Here is a 14,366-nt window from a genome sequence, read left to right as displayed (position 1 = left end):
AAACGCTTTATATCCTGAGTATCAATATTTGCGATGCAAAGATGCAAACAGGATACATCAAAAAAGAAATGATATTGATAATCAAAGGATAAATGAGGAAATACACCCGGGAAATTGGGTGTTTTCCCTCATTTTTGAAATTGCCCCTCCTGAATTACCTCTATACCAATAAAAAACACAGCAATTTTATATTGATTTAATAATTTTGCCAGCGTCGTCCCCCCAAATAAGACGTGAATAAAATAATAACCTATCTGAAATAAAACCTCCTCAAAGAGATTCAAAGACTATGTTAAACAAAACTGCAGGGAAAAATATGATCATGACTTGAAAATGCAACAACGTAGATACGTAAAATATCCTGTTAAACCATAGATTAGTGTAGCAGTGACAATGTAAATTAAACAGCTAAGACATCAAACTTCAAGAGCCATATCTCTTTTATATCCTCTCTTATAGCGGATATATGAAAACCCTTGATCTACTGCGCTGACTACATAAATCTGTTCCGGATCTGAATGATATCGTCCAACAGCACCTCCTCATTTCCATCAGTTGGATCTGGGGCCTCGCTATTTGGCGACCATAGACCAATTAATGAAAAACAAAATCATTAAAATACTACTATTAGAAGATGATCCTACTGCCAGCCGCCAGGTGGAGCTCCTGCTCCGCCAGCATAAGTATGAAACAACTACAGCTAATTCTAACAAAGCTGCTATACTACTTGGAACAGACCTTTTACCTAATTTAATTATCTGCAATGCACAGCTGCGTAATGGCAGCAGCCACCAGTTCCTGATTGAAATGCGCAGCAATCGCCGCCTGAAACATATTCCTTTCATCTTCTTTAATGGCAGACCGGAACAGAAACATGCCCGCTTCAGCATGAACCTTGGTGCAGATGATTACCTCCCTGCACCATTGAATACGCAGGACCTGCTGATGAGTATAAAAGCACGTCTTAACCGTTTTGAAGAGATCTCTGCTTTATCTAAACAGATGACGATGGAAACATTGGAGATACCGGTAGATGTAGCGGAGAAGTTAAGCAAAACAGAATTCAGGATCTACCGAATGGTAGCCGGAGGGCTCACTGCCCGGGAGATAGCGATAGAATTATCCATCAGTATGAAAACAGTAGAGAACCACCGGTACAACATTGCCCGCAAACTGAATATCTCCGGACACTACGCCCTGCTGCACTATGTGATCAAGAACCAGGGTAAAGAAAAATAACCCTGTAATGTTTTCCCCTTTCCTGCAACTAACAGGATATGAAATATATACTCCTCTGCCTGTTATTGCAACAATACCTCGAAGTACAGCATGAAAGACTGGGCTTTAGCGGGGTGCTCCTGATCGCTAAAAAGGACAGTATAGTTTACCAGGAAACAATAGGTATGGCCTCCCGGGAATTAAATGTTCCTATTAATAAGGATAACAGGTTTAAGGTGGCTTCCGTTACTAAATCATTCACCGCCTGGTTAATTGTACAGGCTGCAAAGGAAGGGAAACTCCGTTTAACGGATCCGCTTTCTTCCTATATCCCAAACCGTTGGCCGGAGATCACCATAGAACAATTATTGACGCATACCTCCGGTATCCCGCATAATGAAGGGATCAAAGACTATTGGACCATCATATCCCGCCTGCCCCTCACAAAAGAACAGGCGCTGGAGGCAATACTGGAAATGAAATTATTGCCCAAAGGGATGCATTATTCCAGTCCGGGTTATTTTCTGCTGGCCTGCATACTGGAAAAGGTATATCAAACATCTTATGAAAAGGTACTGGCAGCTAAACTTCCTTTATTGAAGAACACGGGTATCTATAATGTACGTTCCATCATTCCACCTCTTACAGCAGGTTATCACATGATGGGCGACAGTTTAACCGTAGCACCTTACAGGGACCCATCCCTGATGAAAGGAAGTGGCGATCTCTATACTACTGCGGAAGATCTTTTAAAGTGGAATAATACCTGCACGGATTTCAATTATGGTTGGATGAAAGAAGGCGATGCTTATTATCATGGAGGCGGATCGTTTGGATGTTCTGCTATTAACGTAGTGTATCCTAAAGACAGTTTGTCCATTATCCTGCTTAGTAATGTATCCGTGATGCCGGTGAATGAAATGTGGCATGATATAGAGAAGATTGTTTTTAACCAGCCTTTTGAAATGCCACAGGTAAATGCCCATATAAAGATAGAAGACCTGGCAAAGTTCTCCGGTAAATATGAATCGGAAGGTACAACCTTGCAGATCATTGCAGCAAACGATCAGCTCTATGCAAAACTTGGCAGCAACCCTGCTTTTGAGATCTACGCAAATACCCCCCTGGAATTCTCCGGTAAGAAGGTGAACGTCCGGATCATTTTCAAACAGGATGAAAAAGGAAATGTTACCGGATTACAGGTAGAAGGCAGAGGCCGCCCCCTTCATTTTATTAAAAACTTGCAATATTAATTTATTAAAATTACTTTAGGAGCGCAGGAATGTCCCTGGCCCTTTCCACGTATGGCTGATAAAATGCATCTCTCTACCTTATGGCAGAACATTTGCCAGCATGATGATCAAAAATCATTTGAAGCGTTATTCCACCTCTGTTATCAGCGGCTGGTGAGGTTTTCCATGGAATATGTACATAGCCACCAGGTAGCAGAAGAGATCGTATCAGACCTGTTCCTTAAATTATGGACCGGCCGGCAATCTTTCCGGGAAGTGGTGCATATTGAAAAATATCTTTTCACCGCCATCCGCAATCAGTCCCTCAACCACATGCGCAAATACTCCGCTTACCGTGTTATCTCAACAGAAGATAGTGGGGAGGAGCAGGGCATCATTCATTCCTTTGATCCCTCCCACGCTACGGAATGGAAGGAATTGCTGGCCCGCCTGGATGAAGCAATAGAAATGCTCCCCCCCGGCAGGCGCCAGATCTTCCGCCTTATTAAAGAAGAAGGATTCAAACCCCGGGAAGTGGCTGAAATACTCAACCTTTCCCACAGGACCGTGGAAACGCAGCTGTTCAAAGCAGTAAAACAACTCCATATTTCCCTGCAACCATACCTGACCCGGCAAAAGACCACTGGTTCCATACTTCCCCTGGCCATTCTTTTGGCCGCACTCCTTCAATAAAATATTTTTTTTAACCTGGTACGTAACCTGCCCCCCAACTGGTGTCTTATTTACAGTTACCAGCGCAAGCTTCATAAAAATGCAAACAGACAGATTTATTTGGTTGCTTACCCGTCAGTTATCCGGGGAGATCTCAGCAGAAGAGCAAAAAGAGCTGGAAACGATGTTATTGGCTGAACCCTCCTTACGCAAAGCCCGCGAGGCACTCGTTCATTATTGGCATAGCAGCCATAAAGGAGGAGATGAAAAAGGAACAAGGAACGCCTTTGATAAACTGGTGTCGCGCATGGACGCTACCGTATGGCCCGCTATAAAGCCCCCCACCAGCAGAAGATGGTGGATACCCTTGCTGGGTGCTGCGGCCGTATTGGTATTGTGTGCCGCAGCCTTGTTGTGGCTCCTGAAAGAACCGGCCTTAACCTCGGAATACAATACCCGTGGTACACGTTCCCTGATCAAACTGGCGGATGGTACTACAGTATGGTTAAATGCAGACAGTGAATTGAAATATCCCGCCCGTTTCAAAAACGGCCTGCGGGAAGTATACCTGAAAGGGGAAGCCTATTTTGATGTGGCAAAAGATGCAGAAAGGCCTTTTATAGTGCATACGGATAAGATGGATGTAAATGTATTGGGAACAAGTTTCAATGTGCGGTCCTATCCGGACGACAGTACCTCCGAAGCCACACTTATTTCAGGGGTAGTGGAAGTTGCGCTGGCAACAGCACCGGGGAAAAAGTTCCGGTTAAAACCTGCGGAGAAGTTCATTATTGCCAACAAGCAGGATAGCGTGAGCGAGATGCCGGGGGAACCGGTGATCAGCGGCGCCACCTACTTCGCGAAAGAAGACAGCGTTATTGTTGAAACCGCCTGGGTGGACAATAAGCTCATCTTTAGCGATGAATCCTTTGCCAACCTTGCTACCAGGATGGAACGCTGGTACAATGTAACGATACAATTTGAAAATACTGCGATACAACAGCTGAGGTTTACAGGGCTGTTTAAGAAAGAAACTTTAATACAGGCATTAGAAGCTTTACAACTAACCGAGGGATTCAATTATAAAATTATAGAAGATCGTGTGATCATTTATTAACCAAAATAAAATGCCTTTGCTGTAGCAAAAAAAACGAGAGATGTTCTAACCATCCCTCGCTCATTAGCATGTAATGGAAGTTGCCGTATTTAAGGGACAGCGGCTTCCTATTAATCAATTACTAATTCTACGAAGTTATGAAAAAAAAGCACTTAGTGTATGCTTTCAGGCCTCAGCATGCGCTAATAAAGGCATTCGTGTTTATGAAACTGACCTTCATTTTTATTTTGCTGTCTTTGCTACAGGTTTCAGCCACCGTGCGGTCTCAGGATAAAGTGTCCCTGAACCTCCAGGCAGCAGACCTGAAGAAAGTGTTGTTGCTCATAGAAGCACAAACAAAGTATCACTTCATTTTCAGTGAGCGGAAGTTAAAGACCGACCGGAAAATAGACCTGAATGTGGAGGGGGAATCCGTGTTCAAAGTGCTGCAAACAGTACTGCCGGTTGCCAACCTGGAATACAAGCTGCTGGAAGGGAACCTCATTGCCATTACCACCATTGGCGAGAATACCGCGAGAAAGGATGTAAGAGGTATTGTTACCGATACTTCCGGTATGCCGCTGCCGGGTGTTACCATCCAGGTGAAAAGTACACCCAGCGTGGGAACCACCACGGACCTGAATGGTAAATATGTGCTAGATGTTCCGGACGATGCCACGGTACTCATTTACAGTATGGTGGGATTTGACAAACAGGAGATCACCGTGAGCGGCAGGGATGTGATCAATGTTCGCCTGGCCTATGCTTCCAACCAACTGGAAGAAACAGTGATCGTGGCATTCGGTACACAGAAAAAGAAAGAAGTGGTAGGTGCTATGACCACCATTAATCCTAAAGAGCTGAAAGTACCATCGAGTAACTTAACCACAGCACTGGCCGGCCGTTTGGCTGGTGTGATCGCTTATCAGCGGAGTGGGGAGCCGGGAGCAGATAATGCAGACTTCTTCATTCGCGGTGTTACCACTTTTGGATATAAAAAAGATCCGCTGATCCTCATAGATGGGGTGGAACTTACCACTACAGACCTTTCGCGTTTACAGGTAGACGACATTGCCAGCTTTTCCATCATGAAAGATGCTACCTCTACTGCATTATATGGTGCACGTGGCGCTAATGGCGTGATCCTGGTTACTACCAAGGAAGGGGTGGAAGGCAAAGCAAGGATCTCTGTACGCCTGGAAAATTCTATGTCTGCCCCCACAAAGAACGTGAAGCTGGCAGATCCTATCACCTATATGCGTTTAGGCAATGAAGCCGTGCTTACACGTACACCACTGGAAAAGTTACCTTACCAGGAGGAAAAAATAGATAATACCATTGCAGGGACTAATCCGCTTGTATATCCCGCCACAGACTGGCGGAAGGAAATGTTCAAGGATTATACCATGAACCAGCGCGCCAACTTCAATGTTTCCGGTGGTGGTAAGATTGCCCGTTATTACCTGGCTGCTACGCTGAACAAGGATAACGGTATGTTGAAAGTGGACAAGCGCAATAACTTCAACAATAATATCAACCTCAAAACATATTCCCTGCGTTCCAACGTGAACATTAATCTCACCAAATCAACAGAAGTGGGGGTGAGGTTATTCGGCACTTTTGATGATTACACCGGTCCGCTGAATTCCGGCTCGGAAATGTACCAGAGAGTGATCTATGCCAACCCTGTGTTATTCCCGGCTTATTATCCAACGGATTCCGCTCATTCATTTGTAAGGCATATCATGTTCGGCAATGCCGGGGATGGAGGTGATTTTATCAATCCCTATGCGGATATGGTGAAAGGGTATATGCAATCCACCCGCTCCAACCTGGTGGCGCAGTTTGAATTGAAGCAGAACCTCTCAATGATCACAGAAGGGCTGGTGCTCAACGCACTGTTCAATACATCCCGCGTTTCTTATTTTGATGTGAAACGTTTCTACAATCCGTTCTGGTACCAGGTAGGCAGTTACGATAAGTATGCAGATAGTTACACCCTGAATATGCTGAATCCTACCACCGGTACGGAATATCTTAACTATACAGAAGGAAATAAAACCATTAATTCCACCACCTATATCCAAACTTCTTTAAACTATAACAAAGCCATTGATGAAAAGCATAACGTCAGTGCCCTGCTCGTGTTTCTGATGAACAACCAGATCACGGCAAATGGCGGCTCCCTGCAATTGTCATTGCCGCATCGCAACATTGGCCTCTCCGGCAGATATACTTATTCTTATGATAACAAGTATTTCGCGGAGTTCGACTTTGGTTATAATGGTTCTGAACGTTTCTACGAGTCTAAACGTTTTGGCTTTTTCCCCTCTGTGGGTGCTGCCTGGATCGTATCCAACGAGAATTTCTGGAAGCCACTGCAAAACGTGGTGAATAACCTGAAGCTGCGTTACACCTATGGCCTCGTAGGAAATGATGCCATCGGTTCTCCGGAAGACCGCTTCTTTTACCTCGCAGATGTGAATATGAATGACGGTGCACGCAGATCTGTATTTGGTACAACCTATACTTATGGCCGCAATGGTATTTTTGTGAACCGTTATGGTAATAACGATATCACCTGGGAAACCGCCGTAAAAACCAACTATGGTCTGGAAATAGGCCTGTTCAATAAAATAAACATACTCCTGGATGTTTACACAGAACACCGCAAGAACATCCTGATGACCCGCGCCTTTATCCCCGTAACAATGGGTGTGCTGGGTGGCTCATTAGGCCCCAGCTCAGATGTGAAAGCTAACCTGGGAGAAGCTACTGGTAAAGGATTTGATCTCTCCGTTGATTACAGTCATCACTTTAACCCTAACTTCTGGATCCAGGCAAGAGGTAACGTAACCTATGCTACCAGTAAGTTCCTGGTGTATGAAGAACCGGAATACACAGAGAAATATTTGTCGAGAGTAGGATGGCCACTTTCACAGCAGCGGGGATATATCGCAGAGCGTTTATTCGGCGATGATGCAGAAGTAGCGAATTCGCCGGCGCAGGGATTCGGAGAGTACAGAGCAGGGGATATCAAATATCATGATGTAAATGGCGATGGCCAGATCACCACGCGGGATATGGTGCCCATTGGTTATCCCACTACGCCGGAGATCGTTTATGGTTTCGGTTTTTCACTGGGCTGGAAGAACTTTGATGTGTCTGCTTTCTTCCAGGGTCTCGCAAGAGAATCCTTCTGGATAGATGCCGCGAATACAGCTCCTTTTGTGAATAGCAGGGCTTTATTGCAGGCTTATGCAGATGACCATTGGTCTGAACAGGACCGGAACCTCTATGCCAAATGGCCGCGCCTCAGTTCACAACCCCTGGCAAACAATACACAGATAAGCACCTGGTTCATGCGCAATGGAGCATTCCTGCGCCTGAAAACAATGGAACTGGGCTATACACTGCCCACCACATTCACCAAACGGTACAAGATTGACAAAACAAGGATATACGCCAGCGGCATCAATCTTTTATTGCTCAGTAAGTTTAAAGACTGGGATGTGGAAATGGGTGGTAACGGTTTAGGTTACCCGCTGCAAAAAGTGATCAATGTTGGTGCGCAGTTATCATTTTAAAAAGAGATCTAATGAAGTACTTAAAAATATCGATCGTATTACTCCTCTGGCCATTCACCTTTGGCTGTCATTATCTGGATATTGTACCGGATAATATTGCAACGGTAGATCATGTTTTCAGAATGCGCAATACGGCAGAGCAATTCCTTTTCACCTGTTACAGTTATCAGCCAAGGTTTGTCAGTTCATATGATTATCTCACCATATTAGGTGGTGATGAAATATGGGCCAATGATTTCAATGTGAACGTTAATAAAGTGGCCTGGAATATAGCCAAGGGATTTCAGAACGTAGTGAATCCCTACTCCAATTATTTTGGAGGCGGGCAGGGAGGAAGAGGCATGTTTGTGGCCCTCAGGGATTGCAACACCTTCCTGGAAAATATCAGTAAGGTGCCGGACATGGATGAATATGAAAAAGTAAGATGGGCGGCGGAAGTGAAATTCCTGAAAGCCTATTATCATTTCTTCCTGTTCCGGATGTACGGGCCTATTCCCTTAATAGATAAAAACCTTCCCATTACCAGCAGCACCTCGGAAGTAAGAGTGAAACAGGCGCCGGTAGATTCCTGCGTAAACTATATCGCCCGCTTGCTGGATGAAGCAGCTGCAGACCTCCCGCCGCGGATCGATAATGAAGCCACTGAAGCCGGCAGGATAACAAAGTCCATTGCATTATGCGTGAAGGCACAACTGCTGGTAACAGCGGCCAGTCCTTTGTTTAATGGAAATAGTGACTATGGTACTTTTAAAGGAAAGGAAGGAGTGAGCCTTTTCAATCCGCAATATGATGAACAGAAATGGAAAATAGCAGCGGAAGCCTGTAAAGTAGCCATTGAAGAATGCCACGCCGTAGGTAATGAACTGTATGTTTTCAATCTCGCCAACTATCCCTTTACAATTTCTAACGATACAAGAGTGGAATTGAGCGTTCGTAATAGTGTTTGCGAGAGATGGAATAAAGAAATTGTATGGACCAGCACAAGCAACCTGATAGGCAGCCTGCAGCAGGAGTGTTTACCCCGCCTGTTTACAGGAGATAAACAAACAGGTACATTATCCAGCTTTGGTGCACCGCTTAAGATTGCAGAACAGTTCTATACAAAAAATGGTGTACCCATTTCAGAAGATAAGACATGGGATTACGTGAACCGGTATAATATAAAAACCGCCGTAGCAGGAGACTTTCTCAGGATCAAACCCGCTTATCAAACCGCAGCACTGAATTTCGACAGAGAGGTACGCTTTTATGCAAGCCTTGGTTTTGATGGTGGAAGATGGTATGGTCACGGCCGTTTCAGCGATACCACAAATACATACCTTGAAGCAAAGCTGGGCCAGATAGCCAATAACCATGCATGGGCCTATTCCATCACCGGTTACTGGCCTAAGAAACTGGTCAACACACAGACGGTTTCCAACGCCAATGAGATCACCTTTCAAACTTATCCCTGGCCCGTGATCCGGTTAGCCGATATGTACCTGTTGTATGCGGAAGCCCTGAATGAATCAGAAGGCCCCACTACAGAAACAATGAAGTGGATAGACCTCGTAAGGGCACGCGCCGGCCTCAAAACCGTAGCGGAATCCTGGACGCAGTTCTCTACCAATCCGGGCGCTTACCAGCAAAAGGATGGCATGCGCAAGATCATACACCAGGAACGCCTGATAGAAATGGCCTTTGAAGGGGCACGTTTCTGGGACCTCCGGAGATGGAAGGAAGCTGAACGTGTGTTGAATGAGCCCATCACCGGATGGAACTATGGCGGCAAAACCGCGGCAGAATATTACACCGTGAAATCATTGTTTAACATGACTTTCAGGAAACGTGATTATCTCTGGCCGATCATGGAAAATGATCTCATTGTGAATAACAACCTGGTGCAGAATCCCGGATGGTAATTAAAAACCTTAATGAAACTACAATGCGCAACATAATAATCTTACTTGCAGTATTTGTGCTGGGCTGCAAAGAGGAACAACTGAAACCACTGGCAGAAGGCGGCAAAGCCCCCGGCCCGGTAAGTAATGTGCAGGTGCAGAACCTGCCCGGCAAAGTAATACTCAGCTACACGCTGCCCAACGATCCGGAGCTCCTGTATGTAAAAGCGGAATTTGAGATCAGAACGGGAAAGAAAATGGAAATGATCTCCACTTTCTATAACACTACTATCACATTGGATGGTTTTAGCAATACGGACGAAAGAGAAGTGAAGTTGTATGCCGTGAGCCGTACAGAAGTAGCTTCCACACCTGTTACCGTGAAGGTGAACCCTTTAACGCCTCCCATAGAAAAAACACTGGCCTCCCTTTCATTTGAAGCAGATTTTGGCGGTATCACCACCAGTTTTGTCAACAATGATTCTTCCAATATCACAATAGGGGTACTCACCAAAGATGAAAGAGGTGCCATCATACCGGCAGATAAGTTTTATACCAGCCAGAAGAGCGGGTTCTTTTCCACCCGCGGTTTTGATGACAAGGAACGTTGGTTTGGTTTGTATGTGCAGGACAGATGGGGTAATCTCTCTGACACCATCGGTAAGCTCATTACACCATTCGCTGAACAGCAATTGGATAAGAAACTGTTCAAGGCCTATAAATTACCGACAGATGCCGTCCTGTTTAACAATCAACCCATGAGTAACCTGTGGAATAATGTGATCGCCGGCGGCTCAAGTAGCTCCAGCAGTTGGTTGCGTACAGCCAACGGCTCCGGTGTTCCGCACTGGATCACTTTTGATATGGGCGTAACGGCTAAACTGAGCCGCTTAAACTTTGTCCCAAGGGGTGCTACGGATGAACAGGCGCTGCTGTACAGCGCAGGTGATCCTCATCAGTTTGAAGTATGGGGTAGCACTACCCCCTCAGCAGATGGTAGCTTCAGCAGCTGGGTGAAACTGATGGACTGTGAAACCGTGAAGCCCTCCGGTCTTCCGATTGGTACCAACTCTAATGATGATATCCTGAAAGCAATAGCTGGCCATGAGTTCAAATTCCCGCTGGATGCCCCCCCTGTAAGGTATATCCGCATTAAGATGTTACAGACATGGGGTAATTCAGATTATTTCTGGATGGCAGAGATGACCATATTCGGGCAGCTGCGCTAACCTATTCATCAAAGAAAAAAAACGATCGATGAAACATATTTTCATACTGACCATCACCGCACTTTTTATCGCCGCCTGCGGTAAAAGTGATAAAGATTATAAAGACTTTGCCCCGGGAGGGGAGATAGTGTACCCGGGAAAAGTAGATTCCGTTAAAGTGTATCCCGGCAATAACCGCGTTAAACTAACCTGGTTACTGAAAACGGATTCCCGCATCACTAAATGCCGTGTGTACTGGAATCAGCGCCAGGATTCCATGGAGGTAGCTGTAACACGTACTGCCGGAGTGGATACCATCACCGTGTTATTAAACAACATGGCGGAAGGGCCATATAGCTTTGATGTATATTCCTATAATGCAAAAGGGAATGTATCTATTAAGAATAATGCCACCGGAGACGTGTATGGTGCTTTCTATACCAGTAACCTCGTGAACAGGCTCTTTAAAAAAGCGGTATACAGCGCAGGCAAAACCCGTATTGAATGGGTAGTGGCGGATCCCCGTACTTTTGGCCTGCGGCTGCGGTATAAAGACCTGGCAGGCGTAACGCAAACTTTACAGGTACCCTCTTCTGAAATGATCACCAATATCCCGGCTAATGTATTGAACAACGAACTGGAATACGAAACACTCTACTTGCCTGTTCCAAATGCAATTGATATATTTGCTGCGTCCACGGTAAAATTGACCGCCAAACCCGAGTAAATGCATAGAAGAGTTTTCCTGTCCACGTCCCTCATGGCAACCATTGCCATGACCCTGCGCGCTTCATACAACGATCCCTTAGTGATCAATGCCGGCGTAGGGGGCAATAATACAGACGATCTTTTAAAAAGGATCGATAAAGACTGCCTCGCACACAAACCTGCGCTCACAGTACTTATGGCCGGTACAAACGACATGAACAGCCGCAAATACATTCCGCTGGAGCAATACCGGAAGAATATGGCAACACTCATAGAAAAGATCCAGGCATCCAAAAGTAAAGTGCTGCTGATGACGATCCTGCCTTTCTATGAACCTTACCTGCTCACCCGTCACGATCCTGCTTTCTATGGAACAGACGGGCCTGCTAAAAGAAGGGCTGCCGTAAACGAAACCATCAAAAGCCTGGCTGCAGCATATAAAACGGAATTGCTGGACTTAGGAATACTCTTTGAAAAAGTAGGCAAGGTAGGTTTGGATAAAGACTCGCTGATCCAGAATGAGGCTAATAGTCAAAAAACAGATGGCATCCATCCAACTCCCAATGGCTACCGTTTCATAGGGTTGGCGGTATATGAACACATCCTTCTTCAAAAGCTCCCGCAAAGCAGGATCGTTTGCTTTGGCGATAGCATTACTAACGGAGACGGAAGTGTTACGAAAGAAAGTTATCCAGCTTACCTAAATAAATTATTGCAATCATGAGAGTGTTGATCATTTCTATACTGATATTCTGTAACGCAGCCGCAGGCGCTAAGGAGAAGGTGGATATATGTATCTACGGCGGTAGTTCCGCCGGTGTGATAGCAGCTTATACGGCCAAAATGATGGGCCGCTCCGTATTGCTCCTGGAGCCCGGTAAACACCTTGGCGGGTTAACTACCGGCGGCCTGGGTTATACGGATATCGGCAACAAATATGCGATCAGGGGATTATCCCTTGATTTCTACCGCCGTATCGGAAAACACTATGGAAAGTTTGAATCATGGATCTTTGAACCCCACGTGGCTGAAAGCCTTTTCCAGGATTATATCAGCAGGGCTAAAGTGAAAGTGTTATACGATCAGCGCATCTCCGGTGCCACAAAAACTAACAGGAAGATCAGCGCCATACAAATGGAAAGCGGTTTAGTGGTAGAAGCTAAAATGTTTATCGACTGTTCCTATGAAGGGGACCTCATGGCAAAAGCCGGTGTATCCTACACCGTAGGCAGGGAAGCCAATAGCCAATACGGTGAAACCTATAATGGTGTGCAGTTATTGCATGAACATCAATTCCCCGACGGCGTAGACCCCTACAAAACCCCGGGTGTACCGGCGAGTGGTTTGCTATGGGGGATCAGTCCTGCTGCTTTGCAGGCAACCGGAACAGGAGATAAAAATGTACAGGCCTATAATTACCGGATCTGCCTCAGTAACGATCCTGCCAACAGCATCCCCATCACCCAACCGGATAATTACGATCCTGCCCGTTATGAGTTGCTGGCACGTTTATTTAAAGCACAACCGCAAAAGCAAAGCCTCAGCGATTATTTCATCGTGAGCCGGATGCCGAATAACAAAACTGACATCAATAACAGGGGAGGGTTCTCTACGGATATGATCGGTATGAACTATGATTACCCGGAAGGCGATAATGCTACGAGGGCCAGGATCATTAAGGAGCACGAAGATTATACCAAAGGACTTTTATACTTTTTTACAAGCGATCCCCGTGTACCGGAGGAGATGCGTACCAGCATGAAAAAGTGGGGATATCCCAAAGATGAATACACAGATAACGGCGGCTGGTCTCCCCAGTTATATATCCGCGAAGCCCGCAGGATGATAGGCCAGTATGTAATGACGCAGGCAAACTGTACCGGCAAAACCGTAGTGACTGATCCCGTAGGCATGGCAGCATATACCATGGATTCTCACAATACACAACGTATAGTGGTGAATGGAATGGTGAAGAATGAAGGGAATGTGGAAGTGGGTGGTTTCCCGCCTTACCCTGTAGGTTATGCTGCGTTGATCCCTAAAACAGCAGATTGCAGCAATCTGCTGGTACCGGTTTGTTTATCCGCCACGCACATTGCTTATGGTTCAATTCGCATGGAACCGGTGTTTATGGCATTGGCGCAGGCCACGGCCATTGCAGCAGACCTCGCTATCGCCAATAACCAAAGTGTGCAGCAGGTAAATGCAGCTAAAATTAAGGATGTATTACAAAAGAACCCATTAGCCAATGGTGCGCAACCGGATATCCTGATCGATAATCGCGATTCACTCGCAGTTATCCAACACGGCACATGGAAAAGAACAGGCGGCGGAAGTTACGGGCCAGACATGCTCACCGTTGATTCCGGCGCAACTGATATCCGCACCGTTCAGTTTTCAGCAAATGATTTCAGGAGCGGTAAATACCATGCTTATATTTATTACCCGCATGTGAAAAAGAATGCGGCGTCCACTACGATAAAAGTTTTTAATGGCAAGCAACAACAAACAATTCTTGTGAAGAAAAAGGACGTGATGGTGCAGGGCCAGACTTCCGGGGAATGGGTGTCCATCGGCACTTATGATCTGAAGAAAGGAACCCCGGCCATCGTGGAGTTCTCCAACGAAAATGCAGATGGCACCGTAGTGGCGGACGCCGTACTATGGGTACCCGAAAGGTAATTACCCGGGGCCGGTCTAAAGGGACCGGCCCTTTTTAGATACCCTCTAATTCCGCATCCTGTACCTACCTGTTTTCCCGATTT

At 45.8% G+C, this 14,366-nt stretch carries 10 protein-coding genes; all 10 read left to right on the top strand.

The genetic code is table 11. The features are described 5' to 3' along the window. The first annotated feature begins 597 nt into the window (after positions 1-597). The 10 genes from BUR42_RS10170 to BUR42_RS10125 all read left to right on the top strand — a co-directional run bounded on the left by BUR42_RS10170 (position 598) and on the right by BUR42_RS10125 (position 14,283). Positions 598-1,239 carry a response regulator transcription factor gene (locus BUR42_RS10170; protein WP_074239124.1) on the top strand — a complete coding sequence of 214 codons (642 nt, stop codon included), beginning with the start codon at positions 598-600 and terminating at the stop codon, positions 1,237-1,239. Positions 1,240-1,277: 38 nt separating this feature from the next. Beyond that, complete coding sequence (locus BUR42_RS10165) at positions 1,278-2,471, top strand: serine hydrolase domain-containing protein (RefSeq protein WP_074239123.1); 1,194 nt, start codon at positions 1,278-1,280, stop codon at positions 2,469-2,471. Positions 2,472-2,522: 51 nt separating this feature from the next. Then, positions 2,523-3,143, top strand: a complete 621-nt coding sequence (locus BUR42_RS10160) for an RNA polymerase sigma-70 factor (protein ID WP_074239122.1) — start codon at positions 2,523-2,525, stop codon at positions 3,141-3,143. Between the two features lie 79 nt (positions 3,144-3,222). Next, positions 3,223-4,239 carry a FecR family protein gene (locus tag BUR42_RS10155; protein WP_074239121.1) on the top strand — a complete coding sequence of 339 codons (1,017 nt, stop codon included), beginning with the start codon at positions 3,223-3,225 and terminating at the stop codon, positions 4,237-4,239. 137 nt (positions 4,240-4,376) lie between these two features. After that, a complete protein-coding gene (locus BUR42_RS10150) occupies positions 4,377-7,805 on the top strand; it encodes a SusC/RagA family TonB-linked outer membrane protein (protein ID WP_084185494.1) in 3,429 nt (1,142 codons plus the stop codon). Between the two features lie 11 nt (positions 7,806-7,816). Further along, positions 7,817-9,706, top strand: a complete 1,890-nt coding sequence (locus tag BUR42_RS10145) for a RagB/SusD family nutrient uptake outer membrane protein (protein ID WP_074239120.1) — start codon at positions 7,817-7,819, stop codon at positions 9,704-9,706. A gap of 23 nt (positions 9,707-9,729) precedes the next feature. Continuing rightward, complete coding sequence (locus tag BUR42_RS10140; RefSeq protein ID WP_074240526.1) at positions 9,730-10,914, top strand: DUF5000 domain-containing lipoprotein; 1,185 nt, start codon at positions 9,730-9,732, stop codon at positions 10,912-10,914. A 28-nt stretch (positions 10,915-10,942) separates the two neighbouring features. Then, positions 10,943-11,620 carry a DUF4998 domain-containing protein gene (locus tag BUR42_RS10135; protein WP_074239119.1) on the top strand — a complete coding sequence of 226 codons (678 nt, stop codon included), beginning with the start codon at positions 10,943-10,945 and terminating at the stop codon, positions 11,618-11,620. Next, the gene (locus BUR42_RS10130; RefSeq protein WP_074239118.1) at positions 11,621-12,325 is read left to right on the top strand and encodes an SGNH/GDSL hydrolase family protein; all 705 of its coding nucleotides are present in this window, start codon (positions 11,621-11,623) and stop codon (positions 12,323-12,325) included. Further along, positions 12,322-14,283 (top strand): FAD-dependent oxidoreductase, encoded by a 1,962-nt coding sequence (locus BUR42_RS10125; protein ID WP_074239117.1) that lies wholly within the window; start codon positions 12,322-12,324, stop codon positions 14,281-14,283. The genes BUR42_RS10130 and BUR42_RS10125 overlap by 4 nt, the downstream gene beginning before the upstream one ends. Positions 14,284-14,366 lie beyond the last annotated feature (83 nt).

Source organism: Chitinophaga niabensis, assembly GCF_900129465.1.
GTDB classification, from domain to species: Bacteria; Bacteroidota; Bacteroidia; order Chitinophagales; family Chitinophagaceae; genus Chitinophaga; species Chitinophaga niabensis.
This window is presented reverse-complemented; position numbering and strand designations above follow the sequence as displayed.